Origin of the sequence: Leifsonia xyli subsp. cynodontis (assembly GCF_050632205.1) — a bacterium.
Lineage (GTDB): Bacteria > Actinomycetota > Actinomycetes > Actinomycetales > Microbacteriaceae > Leifsonia > Leifsonia xyli_D.
The window spans coordinates 699726-719230 of sequence record NZ_CP192578.1; the positions used below are offsets into that span (position 1 = coordinate 699726).

Here is a 19505-nt window from a genome sequence, read left to right on the forward strand (position 1 = left end):
AGCGAAGGGACGGGGATGGCGAGCAGCACGGGCCAGGTCCCGGTCCCCCTCCCCGGGCAGGCACGGCCGGCCCCCGCCGCGGTGAAGGGCGGGCGGCTGCGCCACTGGCTGCTCACCGGCATGGTGGATGAGCGCGGCACGCAGCAGGGCCCGCACGGCCGCAACCCCGAGCGCACGCACTCGTGGTGGCAGGTCATGTGCCTCACCGGTGTGGACTACTTCTCCACCCTGGGCTACCAGCCCGCCATCGCGGCGCTGGCCGCCGGACTGGTCTCGCCGTTCGCCACGCTGGTGCTCGTGGCGCTCACGCTGCTGGGCGCCCTCCCCGTGTACCGCCGGGTCGCGCGCGAGAGTTTCAAGGGCTCCGGCTCCATCGCCATGCTGGAGCGGCTGCTGCCCTGGTGGGCGGGCAAGCTGCTCGTCCTCGTGCTGCTGGGCTTCGCGGCGACGGACTTCATGATCACCATCACGCTGTCGGCGGCGGACGCCTCCGCGCACGCGATCGAGAATCCGTATGCGCCCGACTGGTTCCACGGCAACAACGTGCTGATCACCCTGTTCCTGCTCGCGTTGCTGGGTGCCGTGTTCCTCAAGGGGTTCAAGGAGGCGATCGGCATCGCGGTGGTGCTGGTCGGCGTGTACCTGGCGCTCAACGTCGTGGTGGTCGGAACCTCCATCGTCGAGGTGTTCCAGCATCCGACCGCGGTCGACGACTGGTGGGCGGCGCTGTTCCGCCAGAACGGCAGCCCGCTGGTGGTCGTCGGTGTCGCCCTCATCGTGTTCCCGCGCCTCGCCCTCGGCCTCTCCGGCTTCGAGACCGGCGTCGCCGTGATGCCGCAGATCAAGGGCCGGCCGGACGACGATCCGGAGCACCCGACCGGACGCATCCGCGGCGCCGGGCGGCTGCTGACCACGGCGGCGATCATCATGAGCGTGTTCCTGATCACGTCGAGCTTCACCACGACGCTGCTCATCCCGCAGAAGGACTTCCAGCCGGGCGGACCGGCGAACGGCCGCGCGCTGGCGTACCTCGCCCACGAGTACCTGGGCAACGGCTTCGGCACGGTCTACGACATCAGCACCATCCTCATCCTCTGGTTCGCGGGCGCGTCGGCGATGGCGGGCCTGCTCAACCTGGTCCCGCGCTACCTGCCCCGCTACGGCATGGCCCCGCAGTGGGCGCGCGCGGTGCGTCCGCTCGTCCTGGTCTTCACCGCGATCGCCTTCCTCATCACGCTGATCTTCCAGGCGAGCGTGGATGCGCAGGGCGGCGCGTACGCGACCGGCGTGCTGGTGCTCATCACGTCGGCATCCCTCGCGGTGACCCTCTCGGCCCGCCGGAAGCGGCAACGCAAGCGCACCGTCGCCTTCGGCGTCATCACGGCGATCTTCGTCTACACGACCATCGACAACATCATCGAGCGGCCCGACGGCCTGCGCATCGCGACCCTCTTCATCCTCGCGATCCTGATCGTCTCGATCGTGTCGCGCATCGGCCGATCGTTCCAGCTGCGCGCCACCTCGGTGACCTTCGACGTGACGGCGCTCGACTTCATCCTCGAGGACGCGGAGGAGGGCGAGATCCGCATCATCTCGCACGAGCCCGACGTCGACACGACGAAGGAGTACGAGCAGAAGAACAAGGACGAGCGCAAGTTCAGCCACATCCCGCAGCGGTCGCGGACGATCTTCCTCGAGGTGCTGCCCTCCGACTCCTCCGACTTCGAGGAGGACCTGGTGGTGCACGGCGTGATCAAGCACGGCTACCGGGTGCTGCAGGTGCGGAGCGGCAACGTGCCGAACACGATCGCGGCGGTTCTGATCGAGATGCGCGACGTGACCGGCGTGGTGCCGACGATCTACTTCGAGTGGACCGAGGGCAACCCGATCTCGAACATGTTCCGGTACCTGATCACGGGCGTCGGGGAGGTCGCCCCCGTCACCCGCGAGGTGCTGCGCGAGGCGGAGCGCGACGTGAAGCGCCGGCCGGCGGTGCACGTCTCCTGACGCGCCGCCGTCCCCCCGACCCACCCACCCACCCTCGAGTCCGGACGGGCGGGGCGCAACGAAGGAGATCAGGTGCCGAATCTCCTTCGAATGGCAGTACTGAAGGAGAATCGGCGACTATTCGGGCGAAGCTCCTTCGCAGGACGCCGCGCTCGGGCGGAGCACGCGGCGGAGCACGCCTCGGCGGCTAGTCATCGACCGCGAACTCCAGCCAGGCGAGGCCGCGCAGGTCGAGGCAGAGCCGGCCGGCGCGCTCGGCCGCCACGGCGAGCACATCGCCGCAGACGGAGCAGCGCATGACGAGGCCGTGCTGGTCGACGTAGACGCGGCCACGCGCGACGACCGACTCGTCGCCGCAGTTGGCGCAGCATCCGACCGCGGTGGTGACGTCGGCGGCGAAGACCTCCGACAGCAACCCGGCGGCCGCATTGCCGTCGAGGTAGGACTGATCCGTCATGGCGTGCCTCCTACGCCGCCGTAGCGCTCGGTGCGGACCCGCGCCGGGTCGTGGCCGGCATCGACCAGCCAGCCGGAGACCGCCTCGACGAACGGGGTCGAACCGCAGATGAAGAACGTGGGGGAGTCGGAGGCCGGCAGCACGCGCTGCATGAGGCCCTCGGCGGTGAGGCGTCCGGGCTTCGCGTCCGAGCCGGTCGGCGCCTGCCGCGTGTAGACGTAGTCGACGGTGAGCGGCGCCCCGGCGTCGGATGCCAGCGTCGCCAGTTCGTCGGTGTAGTAGCCGGAGAACGGCGCCCGCAGCGAGTACAGCATCCGGAACCGAGCGCTGCTGGCTGCGGCGGCGTGCGCCCGTGCCATGGACATGAGCGGCACCACGCCGGATCCTCCGGCGATCAGCTGCACCGGAGTGGTGTCACCGGGCCGCCAGACGAACCAGCCGCCGACGGGGCCGCGCACCTCGAGCTGGTCGCCGTTCTGCAGGCCGCGCACCAGGTAGGGGAGACCTCGCCGTCGGCGAGCTCCTCCACCGTCAGTTCGAGCTCGTCGTCGGGCAGCTCGTGCGGTTCGAGCGCGCCGCGTCCGCCGCCCGACGCGATCGAGTACGACCGCACCGCCTGGTACCCGTCGGGCGCCGTCAGGCGGATGTCGACGTGCTGACCGGCCAGGTGGCCGTGCAGGCCCGGGATGCGCAACCGGATGGTGCGGGCCGTCGGGGTCTCCATCCTGGTGTCGACCACGTCGGCCACCCGCCATACGGTGCTCACCAGTAGCGCTGTTCCTTCCAGGGGTCGCCGTACATGTTGTAGCCGTTCTGCTCCCAGAAGCCCGGCTGGTCCTGTGGCAGCATCTGCAGCCCGTTGACCCACTTCGCGCTCTTCCAGAAGTAGAGGTGCGGCACGAGCAGCCGGGCGGGACCGCCGTGCTCCGGCTCCAGGTCCTTCCCGTCGAAGCTGTGCGCCACCCAGGCCTTGCCGCCGAGCAGGTCGGCGAGCGGGACGTTCGTGGTGTAGCCGCCGTAGCTGTGCGCCATCGTGTACTGGAAGCTGGTGTCGACATCTTGGAACAGGGTGTCGAGCGCCACCCCGCGCCACGACGTCCCGAGCTTCGACCAGCTGGTCACGCAGTGGATGTCGGTGCTCACGTCCTCCTGCGGGAGCGCCAGGAACTCGTCCCAGCTCCAGCGGTGCACGTCGCCCTTCTCGGTGGTGATCGTGAACGCCCAGTCGTCCTTCGCGATGCGGGGCGTCGGCCCGGCGGAGAGCACCGGGAAGCCCTCGGTCAGATACTGACCGGGTGGGAGGCGGGGGTCGTCGGTCCTCCGACGGCCGGAGAAACCGTTCGAGATGATGCCCATGGGGGAAGCTTATTGTCTGTCGTCCCGGCCGGTCTATGGTGAAGAGATGACCGCCGTCAATCTGGGCCTGCCGCTTCGGGCGACGCTGCCGTCGCCGTCGGCGCCGGCCGGTCCGCCGAGCGTCGACGGGCGTCCGGAGCACTCCGGGCTCATCGACCGGTTCGGCCGCGTCGCGCGCGACCTGCGGGTGTCGGTCACCGAGAAGTGCTCGCTGCGCTGCACGTACTGCATGCCCGCGGAGGGCCTGCCGGCGATCCCCGGGAGGACCTCCTGTCGGCGGCCGAGATCGCGCGCCTGGTCGGCATCGGCGTGCGCGACCTGGGCGTGCGCGAGGTGCGGTTCACCGGCGGCGAGCCGCTCATGCGCGCGGACCTGGCGGACATCATCGGACTCTCGGCGGCGGCCGCGCCCGGAGTCGACCTGTCGATCACGACCAACGGCATCGGGCTGGACCACCGCATCCACTCGCTCGTGGATGCCGGGCTCACCCGCGTGAACGTCTCCCTCGACACGGTCGACCGGGAGCACTTCGCTCGACTGACCCGCCGAGACCGGCTGCCCGCGGTGCTCGCCGGCATCCGGGCCGCGCACGAGGCCGGGATGACGCCGCTCAAGCTCAACGCCGTCATGATGCGCGACACGCTGAACGACGCCGCCGACCTGCTGGCCTGGGCGCTGGAGAACGGTTGCCGCCTGCGGTTCATCGAGCAGATGCCCCTCGACGCCGACCGCTCCTGGCTGCGCGAGAACATGGTCTCCGCCGAGGAACTGCTCGCGGTGCTGGGCGAGCGGTTCACCCTGCTCGAGGCCGGACGCGACGACCCGCACGCGCCCGCCGAGGAGTGGCGCGTCGAGGGCTGGACGCTGGATGGCGCGCCCGCCACGGTGGGCATCATCGCCTCCGTGACGCGCTCGTTCTGCGCCGCCTGCGACCGGACCCGGGTCACCGCGGAGGGAACCGTCCGCTCCTGCCTGTTCGGCGACGACGAGACCGACCTGCGCGGGCTGCTGCGCGGCGGGGCCGACGACGCGGAGATCGCCCGCTGGTGGCGCGCCGCCATGTGGGGCAAGCAGGCCGGGCACGGGATGGACGCGGCAGGGTTCGCCCCGCCGGTGCGGAGCATGGGGGCGATCGGTGGCTGAGGTGCTGGTGCGCTACTTCGCGGCGGCGGAGGAGGCGGCGGGGCGTCCGGAGGAGCGCGTCGAGGTGGCGGACGCGACCGTCGGCGGCCTGCAGGCGGAGCTCGTCGCCCGGTACGGGGAGCCGATGGAGCGCGTGGTGCGATCGGGGTCGTTCCTGGTCGCGGGGGTGGTGTCGCGGGATCCGTCGCGCGAGCTGTCCGGCACCGTGGACGTGCTGCCGCCCTTCGCGGGCGGCTGACGCGGGCCCGCGCCGCCGCTCGCGCGCCCTCGGGCTGCGTCGAGTGGTGAGTGGATGCGCGAATTCCGGGCGAGTGGTGAGTAGATGTCGCGACTCGGCGGGATGGGCGGTCACGCGGGGTAGACGGAGACGGCCGAGGGCGGCACCTCGAGGGTGACGGGGTCGCCGATGCGCAGGCGGAGGTCCGCCACGACGGCGGGCGGCACGAGCGCGTCGAGCCGGGCGGTGCGGATGCGGACGAGGTCGGCCTGCGGCTCGAGCGCGGTGACGGCGGCGCGGACGGATACGGCGGGAACAGACACACCCGGCACGGACGCACCGGCCGCACCGACCCCGAGCACCCGCACAGCGGAGGGGCGCACCGCCGCGAGTGCCGGCGAGCCGACCGCGACGGGCGCGACCGCGTCGCCGCGCACGCGCATCCCGTCGGGCGTCTCCAACCCGTCGGGGGTTCGTTCGCCGCGCAGGAGGGTGAGGCCGGAGAGCTCGGCCGTGAACGGATGCTGCGGCCGTTCCAGCACCTGGCGCGTCGGTCCCTCCTCCACCACGCGGCCGTCGTGCATCACGGCGACGCGGTCGGCGAGGAGGTACGCGTCCAGGGCGTCGTGGGTCACGAGCACGGTGGTGCGTCCGGCGAGCACGTCTGCGAGCATCCCGCGCACGTCCGCCGCGACGAAGATGTCGAGGGCGGAGAGCGGCTCGTCGAGGAGCAGGAGGCTGGGCTCGGCCGCCAGTGCGCGCGCGATCGCGACGCGTTGCGCCTGACCGCCCGACAGCTCGGACGGCCGGCGGTCGGCGAAGGCGGTCGTGCCGGTGCGACGCATCCACTCGTCCGCCCGCTCCGCCGCCTCCGCGCGGCCGGCGCCGGTCGACCGCGGGCCGAAGGCCACGTTGCCGCGGACCGTGAGGTGCGGGAAGAGGAGGGCATCCTGCGCCAGCAGCGCGACCCCGCGGAGGTGCGGCAGCCGCCAGGCGCGGGGGAGGTCGAAGAGCACGTCGTCGCCGAGCGCGGCGCGGCCGATGTCGGGGCGGACCAGTCCGGCGAGCATTCCGAGAACCGTCGACTTGCCCGCGCCGTTCGGCCCGAGCAGCGCCAGCGTCTCGCCGTCGGCGACACGCAGCGAGACGGCGACGTCCCGGGCCACGTGCGAGGCGGTGAGACTCAGGCTCACGACGCCGACCCGACGGTGGAGCGGCGACGGGCGCGCCAGGGCTGCACGCGCTCGCCGGCTCCGTGCGCGACGGCGACCACGACGATCGCGACGGCCACGAGCACGAGCGAGAGGGCGACCGCCGCATCCGGATCCGTCTCGCGCTGCAGGTAGATCTCGAGCGGCAGCGTGCGGGTGACGCCCTGCAGGCTGCCGGCGAACGTGAGCGTCGCGCCGAACTCGCCGAGCGCCCGTGCGAACGACAGGACGGCGCCGGACACGACCGCGGGAAGCACCAGCGGCAGCGTCACCCGGAACAGGACGGCGGACGGACGCGCGCCGAGTGTGGCGGCCACGGCCTCGTAGCGTTCGCCGGCGGATCGCAGCGCGCCTTCCAGGCTCAGCACGAGGAACGGCAGGGCGACGAACGTCTGGGCGAGCACCACGGCGGGCGTCGAGAATGCGACGTCGAGCGCCCCGCCGAGCAGGCCGCGGCGGCCGTACAGCGCCAGGAGGGCGAGGCCGCCGACGACCGGCGGCAGCACCAGCGGGAGCAGCACCACTGCGCGCACCACGCGTTGACCGGAGAACGGGACGCGCGCGAGGACGACCGCCATCGGGATGCCGAGCACCAGGCAACCCGCCGTGGCCAGCAGGGAGGTGCGCAGGCTGAGGAGCAGCGCATCCACCGACGACGGGGAGGTGATCAGCGGGAGGAAGTGCGCCCAGTCGACCCGGAGTGCCATGGCGAGCAGCGGCAGGAGGACGAAGAGCGCGCCGGCGACGGCCAGCGCGACGATCCAGCGGGGGACGGCGAGGCCCTGGCCGGGTCCCGCCGGTGCCGCCGGACGCGCAGATGTCGCCGCACTCACGCCGCGCACGCCGCGCACGCCGCTCACGGCGCGCCGAAGCCGGCCGCCGCCAGCGCCGCGCGCCCCTGCGGCCCGGTGACGAAGGCGACGAAGGCGGCGGCGCCGTCCGCGTTCGGAGCGTGCGCGACCCTCGCGATCGGGTACACGTTGACCGTGTCGGCGGCCTCGGGGAACGGGACGGACCCGACCGTGGCGCCTGCGCCCTTCACATCCGTCCGGTAGACGATCCCGGCGTCCGCCTCGCCGGAGATCACCTTGCCGAGCACGTCGGTGACCGACGACTCCTGGCTCACTGGGTGCAGCGTCACGCCCGCGGACTGCTCCACCTTCGCCGTCGCCGCCCCGCACGGCACCTGCGGGGCGCAGACCACGGTCTTCACCGAGGGGGAGGCGAGGTCGGCGAAGCCCGTCAGGTGGGCCGGGTTGCCCGGCGGCACCGCGATCGCGAGCACGTTGGTGGCGAAGTCGGCGGGGGAGCCGTCGATCACCCGGGCGTCCACGGCCTTCGTCATGTTCTTCTCGTCGGCGGAGGCGAACACGTCCGCGGGTGCTCCCGCCGTCAGCTGCGAGACGAGGTCGGACGAGCCGGCGAACGAGAAGACGACCTTCGCCCCGGGATGCGCCGCCTCGAATTGCGCGCCGAGCGCCGTGAACGTCTTCGTCAGCGACGCCGCCGCGAAGACGGTCACGGTCCCGGCGACCGCGGGCGACGACGGCGACGACGCCGGTGATGAGGGGACGCGGCGAGCCCCGCGGACGCGGCACTGCAGCCGGTCAGCGCGGACACCGTCGCGGCGAGGACGAGGGCGGTGGCGGCTGCGAACCGCGCGCGCCGGTTCACCGGCCCACCGCCGGCGCCTCGACCATCACGTTGGTCGCCTTGACGACCGCGACGGCGACCGAGCCCAGCTCGAGGCCGAGCTCGCGCACCGCCTCGCTGCTGATCAGCGACACCACGCGGTGGGGGCCGCACTGCAGCTCCACCTGGGCCATCACGCGGTCGGCGACGATGTCGGTCACGAGGCCGACGAACCGGTTGCGTGCGGAACCCGCACCCGTCGACGGATCGACGGGGAGCACGGCCTGCTCCTTGGCCAGCCGGGCGAGCTCCAGCCCGTCGACCACGGTGCGCCCGGCGCCGTCGCGGCCGCTCGTCAGCACGCCGGCGTCCACCCAGCGGCGGACGGTGTCGTCACTCACCCCGAGGTACAGCGCGGCGTCCTTGATCCGTATCTGCGGCATGATCCACATCCTAGAGCCGCGGATGCGGATGTTCCAGGCCCACGGACCAGGTGCGCAGCAGGCTAGAGACCGACCCACTCCGACGCGCCGTCGGTGAAGTGCTGCCGCTTCCAGATCGGCACCCGCGCCTTGATGATCTCGACCAGCTCCTCGCAGGCGGCGAACGCCTCGGCGCGGTGGGGCGCCGCGACCGCCGCGATGAGCGCGAGATCGCCGATGGTGAGCGAGCCGACCCGGTGCTGCGCCGCGACGCGCAGTCCCGTGGTCCGGGCCACCTCCTCGCAGCACTCGCGCAGGAACGTCTCCGCCTCGGGATGCGCGCGGTAGTCGAGCGAGACGACGCCCTTGCCGCCGTCGTGGTCGCGGACGATCCCCTGGAACGACACCACCGCACCGGCCTCGGCCCGCCAGACGAACTCGTCGACGGTGGAGGAGTCCAGCGGGTCGCCGGTCACAGTCGCCAGGATGTCGCTCATCGGTGATCCCCTCCGCGCAGCTGGTCGAGGAGGTGGGGCAGCAGCCCGTCGAGCACCTCCAGGCCGTCGACCACCCCGCCGCGCGAGCCGGGCAGGTTGACGACGAGTGTGCCGCCCGCGACGCCGACGAGGCCGCGACTCAGCGCCGCGAGCGGGGTCGCCTGCGCGCCGCGCGCCCGCAGCGCCTCGGCGACGCCGGGCAGTTGCCGGTCCAGCACGGCCGCGGTGGCCTCGGGCGTGCGGTCGGTCGGCGAGACGCCCGTCCCGCCCGTCGTGATGAGCACGAGAGGATGCGCGGCGACGGCCTCGCGCAAGGCCGCATCCACGTCGGCATCGGCGACGACCCTGACGTCGGCGGGCAGGCGGCGCTCGGCGAGCCAGTCCGCGATGACGGGACCGGTCGTGTCCTCGTAGACCCCGGTGGCGGCGCGAGTGGATGCGACGAGCACGATCGCGCCGGACGGAGTTGCGGACGGAGCGGCGGGCGCCGGCTCGTCTGCCGCGGCCGGAGCCTCCGGACCCGGCGACGCCGCCTCGACCGCAGCCGCCGCATCCCGCCGCCACTCACCGCGCTTGCCGCCGCTCTTCGCGAGGAGCCGCACATCCGTCAGGCTCGCGGCCGGGTCGACCGCCTTCACCATGTCATGCAGCGTCAGCCCGGCCACCGCGACTGCCGTGAGCGCCTCCATCTCGACGCCGGTGCGGCCATGGGTGCGGGCGACGACCTCGATCTCGATGGCGCCGGCGTCCGCATCGAGCTCGAAGTCGACGCGCACCGAGTTCAGGGGGAGCGGATGGCACAGCGGGATGAGTTCGCTGGTCCGCTTCGCCCCGCCGATGCCGGCGATGCGGGCCGTCGCCAGCACATCCGCCTTCGGCAGGTCGTCCGCGGCCACGAGCCGCACGACCTCCGGGGTCGTCACGAAGCGTCCGCGGGCGACGGCCTCGCGGTCGGTCTCGGGCTTGCCGCCGACGTCGACCATGCGGGCCCGCCCGTCGGCGTCGAGGTGCGTGAGCTGCGTCATAGCGTCCAGACTGTCACGGCGGCCCCCGCCTCCAGGGCGTCCGCCTGCACGGGAACATCGATCAGCACGTCCGCCCGTGCCATGCCGGCCACGAGGTGCGACGACGGGCCGGAGACGGGGACGACCCGGCCGGAGCCCTCGAGCCGCCCGCGCAGGAACTGCCTGCGGCCGGCCACGGAGCGCACCGACTCGGCGAGCACCGCCTCCCTCGGCGGCAGGTCGGGCAGCCCGGCGGCCGCGCGCAGCGGCCCGCGGAGGAACACGGCGAACGACACCTGCGTGCTGACCGGGTTGCCGGGGAACGCGAACACCGGCACGCCTTCCACGACCGCGGTCGCCTGCGGTCCGCCCGGCTGCATCGCGACGGTCGTGACGTCCGCGCCGCGGGGGAGCAGCACCTCCCGCACCACCTCGTAGGCGCCGCGCGAGATGCCGCCGGAGGTGATGACGAGGTCGCTGCGGTGCAGGGCGTCGTCGAGGATGCGGGCGAACGCCTCGGGGTCGTCGGAGCTGCTGGCGCGCACGGAGACCGTCGCGCCCGCCTCCTCGACCAGGGCCGCGAGGGCGATGCCGTTCGCGTCGTAGACCTGCCCGTACCGGGGCGCGCCGCCCGAGATGAGCTCGCTTCCGCTGGTCAGGATGCCGACCCGCAGCCGCGCGCGCACGGCCACGTGCTCGACGCCGGCCGCCGCGAGAGCCGCCAGGTGGCGCGGCGCGAGCCGGGTTCCCGCCGCGACCAGCACCTCGCCCCGGCGGACGTCGCTGCCGCGCTCGCGTACGAACTCGCCGCGCTCGCGCGCGCGCCGGATCTCGACCACGGCTCCCAGGAGATCGTCGTCGCGGCCGAGCACCAGCTCGGTGTCCTCCACCGGCACGATGGCGTCCGCCCCGGCCGGCACCGGCGCCCCGGTCATGATGCGGATGGCGGTGCCGGCGATCAGCGTCACCGGGCTCGCGTGACCGGCCGGCACGTCCCCGCTGACCTCCAGGGCGACCGGCGCGGCGCGCACATCCTCGGCGCGCACGGCGTAGCCGTCCATCTGCGCGTTGCGGAACAGGGGCAGGTCGACCTCCGACCGCACCTCGCCGGCGGTCACCCGCCCGAGCGCCCCCGTGAGCGGGACCGACTCCTCGGCGGGCTCCTCGGTGAGCGGTTCGAGCATCCGCGCGATCACGGCGGCGTGCTCCTCGACGCTGCGCGGCTCCGGGCCGGGCGGCGCGGCGTCGGGCACGGGGATGGCGTCGGCTGTCATGGGTTCAGTATCCCGCGAAGGCGCCCGCGCGTTCAGTACCGGGCGAGGTCGGGGTCGACATCGCGGGCCCACGCGTCGATGCCACCGGCGAGCACCACACCGGGCATGCCGGCGTCGGCGAGCAGCCGGCGCGCGGTCTCGGCCCGGATGCCGTGGTGGCAGACGATCACGAGCGGATCCTCCGGGAGCCGCGCGGCGACTCCCGCCGGGTCGCGTTCCACCACCCCGAGCGGCACCAGCAGCGAGCCCGGGAGCTCGACGATGTCCGCCTCCCACGGCTCCCGCACGTCGAGCAGGGTGTGCGGCTCGCCGGCGATCAGCCGGGCGTGGAGCTCGGCCGCGGACATCGTGTCGCTGACGCCGCAGAACAGGTCGTAGTCGATCAGCCCGGTGACGGGCTCCGCCTGCGGGTCGCGCTCGTACGCGAGCTCGCGGAACGTGCCGCGCAGGGCGTCGTGGATGGTCACCCGGCCGAGCAGCGGATCCCCGGTGCCGGTGACGAGCTTCAGCGCCTCGCCGACCATGAGGCCGCCGATCACGCCGCACACGGACGGCAGGGCGCCCGCCTCGGCGCAGTTCGCGACGCTCCCCGGCGCGGGCGGCACGGGGAACAGGTCGCGATAGGTCGGCCCGTGCTGCGCCCAGCCGACCCCGACCTGGCCACCCGTCTGGTGCACCGCGCCCCACACCACCGGGATGCCGGCGAGCGTCGCGGCATCGTCGACGAGGTAGCGCGTCGGGAAGTTGTCGCTGCCGTCGAGCACGAGGTCGAAGCCGGCGAGGATGCGCTCCGCGTTCTGCGCGGTCAGCCGCTCGGCGAACAGCCGGAGTTCGGTCTCGTCGTCGAGCGCCCGCACCGCGTCGGCGGCCGACTCGACCTTGGGGCGGCCCACGGCCGCAGGGGTGTGGATGCTCTGGCGCGGCAGGTTGCTCGCCTCCACCCGGTCGTCGTCGACGATCCCGATGGTTCCGAAGCCCGCCGAGGTGAGCAGCGGCAGCACGGCGGAGCCGAGACCGCCGGCGCCGACGACGAGCACCCTCGCGGCCCGCAGCCGCCGCTGGGCGACCGGTCCGTAGCCGGGCAGCTGCGTGGTGCGGGCGTAGCGCGCTGCGCGCTCCGCGGAGAGCTCGGGACCGGGTTCGACCAGCGGCGGGAGTGCCATGCTCTCAGCCAATCACAACCGGCGGACGGCTCATACCACCGTGACCTGGACGGTGTGGAGGCCGGTCGCTCCGTCAGGGACGACGTCGCGCTCGGTGGCGGTCTGCACCAGACCCGTGGCGTCGGTCGCGCGGACACGCAGGGTGTGGGCGCCGGGCGTCGCCTCCCACGCGAACCGCCACTGCCGCCAGGTGTCGGCCGAGATCGCCTCGGCGAGGGTCGCCTGCTGCCACGGGCCGTCGTCGACCCGGACGTGCACCGCGCTGACGCCGACGTGCTGCGACCAGGCGACCCCGGCGACCGCGACGGTCCCCGCCTTGACATGGCGTCCGGCGGCGGGCACGTCGATGCGCGACGACAGCTTGACCGGGCCGCGCTCCGACCAGCCGCGGTCGGTCCAGTAGGCGGTGTGCCGGTCGAACCGGGTGACCTCGAGCGACACGACCCACTTGGTGGCCGAGACGTAGCCGTAGAGGCCCGGCACGACCATCCGCACCGGGTAGCCGTGCTCCAGCGGCAGCGGCTGCCCGTTCATCCCGACCGCGAGGATGGCGTTGCGCTCGTCCGTCAGGGCCGTGAGCGGGGTGCTCGCCGTCCACCCGTCCTGGCTGGTCGACAGCACCATGTCGGCGTCCGCCGACGGCTTCGCCCGGGCGAGCAGGTGGCGGATGGGGTAGCCGAGCCAGGTCGCGTTGCCGATCAGGTCGCCGCCGACCTCGTTCGAGACGCAGGTCAGCGTGGTCGTCGACTCCTCGAGCGGCAGCTTCAGGAGCTCGGCGAAGGTCAGCTCGACCTCGTGCTCGACCATCCCGGTGATGCGCAGCCTCCAGGCGTTCGGGTCGATGCCGGGCACCTGCAGCGCGGTGTCGATGCGGTAGAAGTCGGCGTTCGGGGTGACGATCGGCGAGAGGCCCGGGATGTCGAAGGAGGCGCCCGCGGGGATGGGCGGAGCCGTGCGCGCGGGGAGGGCAGCCGGATCGCCGCGCGCGCCGCCGACGCCGCCCGGAAGCCGCCCGCCGCGGCCTGGGCCACCACGAGGGCCAGCGCCCCGCCCGCCGTGGTCGCGGCCGCCGCGCCCACGAAGCGCCGCCGGCTCACCCGGCCGCGGGGCGCAGCGCGGGTCGGCTCCGTGTCGCGCAGCATGCCGATCAGCCAGCCGAGCAGCAGGATCGCGAGGCCGGCCGCGAGCACGGAGGGCAGCGCATCCACCACGCCGTTGCCGGCCCGGGTGACCGCCGCCAGCACGCCGAGCGCACCGCCGAGACCGATCAGGATGCGGCCCAGCGGCGGTCGCCGCCGCTCCAGCCAGCCGGCGAGACCGGCCCCGGCCAGGACGACGAGCCCCAGCAGGGTGATGAGGAACGCCTTGTCGCCGGTGCCGAACAGGCCGATGACGGCCTCCTTCAGCCACGGGGGCGCCAGGTCGATCAGCAGCGCGCCGACCGTCAGGAGCGGGCTGCCGTTCTGCACCACGATCGCGCTCACCAACTCCGCCGCGCCGATGCCCGCGACCACGCTCGCGACGCCGGCTGCGGCCGGCCGCCAGAAGTCCGCCATGACGCCAACCTATGTCGGTCGGCTGTGAAAGGGTGGAGGCATCATGTCAGACTCCACCGCGTCCGCCGCCCGCCGACTGCGCGTGGAGGACATCCCCGGCTGGGCGGGCCCCGGCTCGGTGTCGGAGGACGCGGTCTACGACACGTTCGTCGCGTGGGTCGAGCAGGGCGGCATCCGGCTCTACCCGGCGCAGGACGAGTCGGTCATCGAGGTCGTCGGAGGGGCAAACCTCATCCTGAGCACCCCCACGGGCACCGGCAAGTCGCTGGTCGCCGTCGGCGCCCACTTCGCGGCGCTCGCCCGCGGGGAGCGCACGTACTACACGGCGCCGATCAAGGCGCTGGTCTCCGAGAAGTTCTTCTCGCTCGTCGACATCTTCGGGGCCGAGAACGTGGGCATGACGACCGGCGACTCGGCCGTCAACGCCGACGCGCCCATCGTCTGCGCGACGGCGGAGATCCTCGCCAACCTGGCGCTGCGCCACGGCGACGAGACGCCGGTCGGTCACGTCGTGATGGACGAGTTCCACTTCTACTCCGACCCCGATCGCGGATGGGCGTGGCAGGTGCCGCTGCTCACCCTGCCCCACACGCAGTTCGTGCTCATGTCGGCGACCCTGGGCGACGTGACGGCGCTCGCCGACGACCTCGAGCGCCGCACCGGCCGTGCGACGGCGACGGTCACCGGCGTCGAGCGTCCCGTGCCGCTGCACTACTACTACGAGGTCACGCCGGTCCACGAGACGATCGAAGACCTGCTCCACACCGGCCAGGCGCCGATCTACGTCGTGCACTTCTCGCAGCTGGCCGCGCTGGAGCGGGCGCAGTCGCTCTCGAGCGCCAAGATCGCCAGCCGGGAGCAGCGGGAGGCGATCGCCGACCTGATCGGCGACTTCCGCTTCACGACGAGCTTCGGCAAGACGCTCGCCCGCCTGCTGCGGCAGGGCATCGGGGTGCACCACGCGGGCATGCTGCCCAAGTACCGGCGGCTCGTCGAGCAGCTCGCCCAGCGCGGGATGCTGCGCGTCATCTGCGGCACGGACACGCTCGGCGTCGGCATCAACGTGCCGATCCGCACGGTGCTGCTCACCGCGCTGACCAAGTTCGACGGCACCCGGATGCGGCAGCTCAACGCGCGCGAGTTCCACCAGATCGCCGGGCGCGCGGGTCGGGCCGGCTACGACACGGCGGGAACGGTCGTGGCGCAGGCGCCCGAGCACGAGTCGGAGAACCTCAAGGCGCTCGAGAAGGCCGGCGACGACCCCAAGAAGCGCCGCAAGATCGTGCGCAAGAAGGCGCCGGAGGGCTTCGTGTCGTGGGGCGACCCCTCGTTCCGCCGCCTGATCGAGGCCGAGCCCGAGACCCTCACCTCGTCGATGCAGATCACCAGCGCCATGCTCATCAATGTGATCGGACGCGGCGGCGACGTCTACGGGCACGTGCGCGCACTCGTCTTCGACAACCACGAGCCGTGGAAGCGCCAGCTGGCCCTCGCCCGCCGTGCCATCGAGCTGTACCGCTCGCTCCTCACGGCCGGTGTCGTGGAGGCGGTGCGCACAGGCGGTCGGGTCGAGATCCGCCTCACGGTCGACCTGCAGCCCAACTTCGCGCTGAACCAGCCCCTGTCGCCCTTCGCGCTGGCCGCCTTCGAGCTCTTCGACGCCGGGTCTCCGGTCTTCGCGCTCGACATCGTCTCGGTCGTCGAGGCGACCCTCGACGACCCGCGGCCCGTGCTCTCGGCGCAGCAGTACCACGCGCGCGGCGAGGCGGTCGCGGCGATGAAGGCCGACGGCATCGAGTACGAGGAGCGGATGGAGGCGCTGGAGGAGGTCACGCATCCCAAGCCCCAGGACATCCTGCTGCACGAAGCCTTCGCGACGTACGCCTCCAGCCAGCCGTGGGTGGCCGACTTCGAGCTCAGCCCCAAGTCGGTGGTGCGCGACCTGTACGAGCGGGCGATGACGTTCGGCGAGTTCATCGCGTTCTACAAGCTGGCCCGCTCGGAGGGCGTCGTGCTGCGCTACCTCTCCGACGCGTACCGTGCCCTCAACCAGACCGTTCCGCTCGATCTGCGCACGGAGGACCTGCGCGACATCATCGAGTGGCTGGGCGAGCTCGTGCGGCAGGTCGACTCGAGCCTGCTCGACGAGTGGGAGGAGCTCATCCACCCGGATGCGGCCAGACATGCGGCCGAGACGACCGAGCTGGCGCCCCCGGCGCCGCGCAACGTCACCACCAACCGGCGCGCGTTCTTCGTGCTGGTCCGCAACGAGCTGTTCCGCCGCATCCAGCTCGCCGCCCTCGACCGCGTCGAGGAACTCGGGACGCTGGAGGCCGAGGCCGCGGTGCTCGCCGGGGAGAGCCTCCGTTCAGCCAGGCGCAGTGGGACGAGGCGCTGGAGGCGTACTACGGGGAGCACGACGAGATCCTCACCGACGCCTCGGCACGCTCGGCGTCGATGATCCTCGTCGATGAGAAACCGGAGGGCGCCGAGGGCATCTGGCGGGTACGTCAGATCATCGCCGACCCGGCCGGGGACAACGACTGGGGCATCGCGGCGGACGTGCTGCTCGAGGACTCGGCCCGCGAAGGGGTCGCCGTCGTGCGGGTGACGTCGGTCGGCCGGCTCTGACCAGTTTGACCCGGCGCGGGCGCCGTGTGAGTATCGTCACGGTGTCGAACTGCGCCAGGTCCCTTGCATGAACTCCCGATGACGTCTTAGGTCGGGAGGGACGCATCCGACAACGAGAAAGAGAACGGTGGACCTCACCCTCATCGTCGTGCTGGTCATTCTGCTGGCGCTCTTCTTCGACTTCACGAACGGCTTCCACGACACGGCCAACGCGATGGCCACCCCCATCGCGACCGGCGCCATGCGACCCAAGGTCGCGGTGGCGCTCGCCGCCGTGCTGAACCTCATCGGCGCCTTCCTCTCGACCGAGGTGGCCAAGACGATCTCCGGCGGCATCATCAAAGAGGGGGACGGCGGCGTGCAGATCACGCCGGTGCTCATCTTCGCCGGGCTGGTCGGCGCCATCGTCTGGAACATGGTGACGTGGCTGTTCGGGCTGCCGTCCTCGTCCAGCCACGCGCTGTTCGGCGGCCTGATCGGCGCGGCCATCGTCGGCGCGGGCATCCAATCGGTCGACTTCGTGGTCGTGCTCGACAAGGTGATCCTGCCGGCGGTCATCGCGCCCTTCACCGCGGGCGTCGTGGCCTGGAGCGCGACCAAGCTCGCCTACTGGATCACCCGCCGCTACGACGGACGACCGGATGGGCGCGGCGGCTTCCGCTACGGCCAGATCTTCTCGTCGTCGCTCGTCGCGCTCTCGCACGGCACCAACGACGCGCAGAAGACGATGGGCGTCATCACCCTGACCCTGATCTCGGCCGGATTGCAGCCGCTCGGCTCGGGACCCGAGATCTGGGTCGTCATCGCCTGTGCCCTCGCGATCGCGCTCGGAACCTACTCGGGCGGCTGGCGCATCATCCGCACCCTGGGCCGCGGCCTCACCGAGGTGAAGCCCGCGCAGGGCTTCGCGGCCGAGACGAGCACCGCGGCCACCATCCTCGCCTCCAGCCACCTCGGCTTCGCGCTCTCGACCACGCAGGTGGCCTCCGGATCGGTCATCGGCTCCGGGCTCGGCCGTCGCGGGTCGTCCGTGCGCTGGGGCACCGCCGGACGCATCGCCGTCGGCTGGCTGCTGACCCTGCCCTCCGCCGCGATCGTCGGCGGCCTCGCGGGCCTGCTGGCCGAGCTCGGCCCCATCGGCGTCGTCATCGACACCGTGCTCGGGGCCGCGGTCGTCACCTACATCTTCTGGCGTGCCCGACGCAACCGCGTCACCAGCGAGAACGCCGTCAAGCCGGTTCCGCTGCAGGGCAAGAGCGAGGTCGCCGCATCCGGCAAGGCCGTGAGGATCGAGAAGGTCAAGCCGCTGCGGCGCGACCGGCCGAAGAAGGAGTCCGCATGATCGACTGGGCATCCTTCGTCCTCGTCTTCGCCGCCGCCCTCGTCAGCTCCTGCGTCGTCGTCGCGTCGTACTCGCTCGGCACGCGGCTGCTGGCCGCCGCCGGCCGGGCCCTCTTCGTCGAGCCGGTCGAGTTCACGGACGCCATCACCGTCCTCACCCCGGAGCGGGCGGCCAAGCTGCAGCGCAAGGCCGAGAAGGCGCAGCGCAAGAACCCGCTGACGCCCGGCCAGAAGCGCCTGGCCCTGACCGGTGCGTACGCCTGCTTCACCGTGTGCGCCCTCGCGGTGATCTACGGGCTGTACCTGATCATCCCGTACTTCCACCACTAGGCGGCACCGCGCACCGAGGGTGACCGGACGCACGCGAAAAGGGCTCCGTGCCGCCGCAGAGGCGGCCCGGAGCCCGTGTGTCAGCGCCCGTCAGCCGGCGTTGCGCTTCGCCAGACCGGGCGGAGTGGCGGGAGAGCCGCCCTTCTTCCCGTTGGGATAGACGAAGGTGACGTCGAGGCGAGCGTTCGCCACCCACGTCCCGGTCGCCGGGGCGCCGTTCGAGCTGACACCGGGTGTTCCCAGGCCGTCCAGAGCGGGCGCCGTGAGGGCGTAGGCGTCGCCTGCGGTTCCATAGGCGTTCACGTCCGGAGCCACGGTGTGGCCCTTGGCATCGACGTAGTGCACGGTCAGCATGGCGGGAGCGTGCAGGAACCGCTGGCTGATGGGCCACATCTTGGGGAACGCGCCCTGCGGCCGTCCGTTGACCATGACCTTGCCGGTGAGGTAGTCGAGGTAGAAGGGCGTCCATCCGATGGACGGGTCCTGGGTGTACCCGTACGACGACGCAGCGTGCAGGTTCGGGTAGGGGAATCCGAGCCCTGTGAAGGACATCTGGTGGCCGAACTCGTGCAGTGCGATCTCCGTGCTGTACTCCACCGCGCCCGTGGCGCCGGGGTAGCCGGGCAGGTTCGCGCGGGGCGCGAGCCCCGACCAGGAGTACCCCGCCCCACGGGTGTCCGAGTCGCTGTAGTACTTGCCCAGAGTGACGCCGCCGCCGCTGGGCTGCTTCGAGAACACCATGATGGAGTCGAACTCGGCCGGGCCGGAGAACTTCGCCAGGCGGTCCTGGATCTGCCACTCGTGGACGGCGACATCTGCGAACGGGGTGGTGAAGGGTTCGTCGTCGTAGACCAGGGTGGGGTCGACCTGCACCCCGAACTTCGTCGCGAAGATCGACACGAACTGGTCGATCACGGTCTTGGAGTAGGTGCGTTCGTTCGGGTCCATCTTCTGCACCCGGTTCCATGCGGTGTACGTCACGTCCGTCATGACGAGGAAGAGCATCTTGCGATGCGGTGTCACGATGGGTGCCGTGTAGTCGGCGAGGGCCGCCTGGCCCTTCGCCTCGGCGACGGCCCCGTCGATGATGGCGGACGCCGCCACGGGAGTCGGGGTCGGCGCCGGTGCGGGCGGAGCGGCGGAGGCCGGTGCCACCTGCGCGAGGACGATCGCGGAGGCCGCGAGCGCGGTGGCGATGGTCACGCGCAGGCGAGCGCTGAGGTGAGTCATGTTTCCCTTTCGGAGGTCACGACGCAGGCATTTT

Annotated in this window: 17 protein-coding genes and 3 pseudogenes; 6 read left to right on the top strand and 14 right to left on the bottom strand. The window is 72.4% G+C overall.

Annotated features, from left to right (window positions below; translation table 11 throughout):
- Positions 1-15 precede the first annotated feature (15 nt).
- The gene (locus tag ACQ86M_RS03465) at positions 16-2007 is read left to right on the top strand and encodes an amino acid transporter (RefSeq protein WP_431247063.1); all 1992 of its coding nucleotides are present in this window, start codon (positions 16-18) and stop codon (positions 2005-2007) included.
- 187 nt (positions 2008-2194) lie between these two features.
- Here the strand turns inward: ACQ86M_RS03465 and ACQ86M_RS03470 are convergent, their stop codons facing one another.
- From ACQ86M_RS03470 to ACQ86M_RS03485, 4 genes are read right to left on the bottom strand one after another with little or no spacing between them, the layout of a single operon-like run.
- On the bottom strand, positions 2195-2464 hold the full coding sequence (locus ACQ86M_RS03470) for a DUF6510 family protein (RefSeq protein WP_431247064.1): 270 nt from the start codon (positions 2462-2464) through the stop codon (positions 2195-2197).
- The gene (locus ACQ86M_RS03475; protein WP_431247065.1) at positions 2461-2955 is read right to left on the bottom strand and encodes a hypothetical protein; all 495 of its coding nucleotides are present in this window, start codon (positions 2953-2955) and stop codon (positions 2461-2463) included. The genes ACQ86M_RS03470 and ACQ86M_RS03475 overlap by 4 nt, the downstream gene beginning before the upstream one ends.
- On the bottom strand, positions 2859-3230 hold the full coding sequence (locus ACQ86M_RS03480) for a hypothetical protein (RefSeq protein WP_431247066.1): 372 nt from the start codon (positions 3228-3230) through the stop codon (positions 2859-2861). The genes ACQ86M_RS03475 and ACQ86M_RS03480 overlap by 97 nt, the downstream gene beginning before the upstream one ends.
- Positions 3227-3820, bottom strand: coding sequence for a sulfite oxidase-like oxidoreductase (locus ACQ86M_RS03485; RefSeq protein ID WP_431220743.1), 594 nt, complete (start codon positions 3818-3820; stop codon positions 3227-3229). Before ACQ86M_RS03485 ends, ACQ86M_RS03480 begins: the two co-directional genes overlap by 4 nt.
- A 46-nt stretch (positions 3821-3866) precedes the next feature.
- Here ACQ86M_RS03485 and moaA point away from each other — a divergent pair.
- A pseudogene (moaA, locus tag ACQ86M_RS03490) lies at positions 3867-4963 on the top strand (GTP 3',8-cyclase MoaA).
- Complete coding sequence (locus ACQ86M_RS03495) at positions 4956-5201, top strand: MoaD/ThiS family protein (protein ID WP_431220745.1); 246 nt, start codon at positions 4956-4958, stop codon at positions 5199-5201. Before moaA ends, ACQ86M_RS03495 begins: the two are co-directional and overlap by 8 nt.
- Positions 5202-5311: 110 nt before the next feature.
- On the opposite strand, the gene ACQ86M_RS03500 is transcribed toward ACQ86M_RS03495, so the two are convergent.
- From ACQ86M_RS03500 to ACQ86M_RS03540, 9 genes and pseudogenes are all read right to left on the bottom strand, one after another.
- Positions 5312-6373 carry a sulfate/molybdate ABC transporter ATP-binding protein gene (locus tag ACQ86M_RS03500; protein ID WP_431247067.1) on the bottom strand — a complete coding sequence of 354 codons (1062 nt, stop codon included), beginning with the start codon at positions 6371-6373 and terminating at the stop codon, positions 5312-5314.
- Positions 6370-7251 carry an ABC transporter permease gene (locus tag ACQ86M_RS03505; RefSeq protein WP_431247068.1) on the bottom strand — a complete coding sequence of 294 codons (882 nt, stop codon included), beginning with the start codon at positions 7249-7251 and terminating at the stop codon, positions 6370-6372. Before ACQ86M_RS03505 ends, ACQ86M_RS03500 begins: the two co-directional genes overlap by 4 nt.
- Positions 7248-7913: a molybdate ABC transporter substrate-binding protein gene (modA, locus tag ACQ86M_RS03510; protein WP_431247069.1), complete on the bottom strand. Its 666-nt coding sequence runs from the start codon at positions 7911-7913 to the stop codon at positions 7248-7250. Before modA ends, ACQ86M_RS03505 begins: the two co-directional genes overlap by 4 nt.
- 148 nt (positions 7914-8061) lie before the next feature.
- Complete coding sequence (locus ACQ86M_RS03515; protein WP_431220749.1) at positions 8062-8466, bottom strand: TOBE domain-containing protein; 405 nt, start codon at positions 8464-8466, stop codon at positions 8062-8064.
- A 62-nt stretch (positions 8467-8528) separates the two neighbouring features.
- Positions 8529-8942, bottom strand: coding sequence for a molybdenum cofactor biosynthesis protein MoaE (locus ACQ86M_RS03520; protein ID WP_431220750.1), 414 nt, complete (start codon positions 8940-8942; stop codon positions 8529-8531).
- Positions 8939-9967, bottom strand: a complete 1029-nt coding sequence (moaCB, locus tag ACQ86M_RS03525; RefSeq protein WP_431247070.1) for a bifunctional molybdenum cofactor biosynthesis protein MoaC/MoaB — start codon at positions 9965-9967, stop codon at positions 8939-8941. The genes ACQ86M_RS03520 and moaCB overlap by 4 nt, the downstream gene beginning before the upstream one ends.
- A complete protein-coding gene (locus ACQ86M_RS03530; protein ID WP_431247071.1) occupies positions 9964-11220 on the bottom strand; it encodes a molybdopterin molybdotransferase MoeA in 1257 nt (418 codons plus the stop codon). The genes moaCB and ACQ86M_RS03530 overlap by 4 nt, the downstream gene beginning before the upstream one ends.
- 32 nt (positions 11221-11252) lie before the next feature.
- Positions 11253-12383, bottom strand: a complete 1131-nt coding sequence (locus ACQ86M_RS03535; RefSeq protein ID WP_431247072.1) for a ThiF family adenylyltransferase — start codon at positions 12381-12383, stop codon at positions 11253-11255.
- A gap of 30 nt (positions 12384-12413) precedes the next feature.
- A pseudogene (locus ACQ86M_RS03540) lies at positions 12414-13939 on the bottom strand (molybdopterin-dependent oxidoreductase).
- A 43-nt stretch (positions 13940-13982) separates the two neighbouring features.
- Here ACQ86M_RS03540 and ACQ86M_RS03545 point away from each other — a divergent pair.
- From ACQ86M_RS03545 to ACQ86M_RS03555, 3 genes and pseudogenes are all read left to right on the top strand, one after another.
- Positions 13983-16570: pseudogene (locus ACQ86M_RS03545) on the top strand (DEAD/DEAH box helicase).
- A 127-nt stretch (positions 16571-16697) separates the two neighbouring features.
- Positions 16698-17912: an inorganic phosphate transporter gene (locus ACQ86M_RS03550; protein ID WP_431247073.1), complete on the top strand. Its 1215-nt coding sequence runs from the start codon at positions 16698-16700 to the stop codon at positions 17910-17912.
- Positions 17909-18241 (top strand): peptidase, encoded by a 333-nt coding sequence (locus ACQ86M_RS03555; protein WP_431247074.1) that lies wholly within the window; start codon positions 17909-17911, stop codon positions 18239-18241. The genes ACQ86M_RS03550 and ACQ86M_RS03555 overlap by 4 nt, the downstream gene beginning before the upstream one ends.
- Positions 18242-18331: 90 nt before the next feature.
- Here the strand turns inward: ACQ86M_RS03555 and ACQ86M_RS03560 are convergent, their stop codons facing one another.
- Positions 18332-19471 (bottom strand): MucBP domain-containing protein, encoded by a 1140-nt coding sequence (locus ACQ86M_RS03560; RefSeq protein ID WP_431247075.1) that lies wholly within the window; start codon positions 19469-19471, stop codon positions 18332-18334.
- Positions 19472-19505 lie beyond the last annotated feature (34 nt).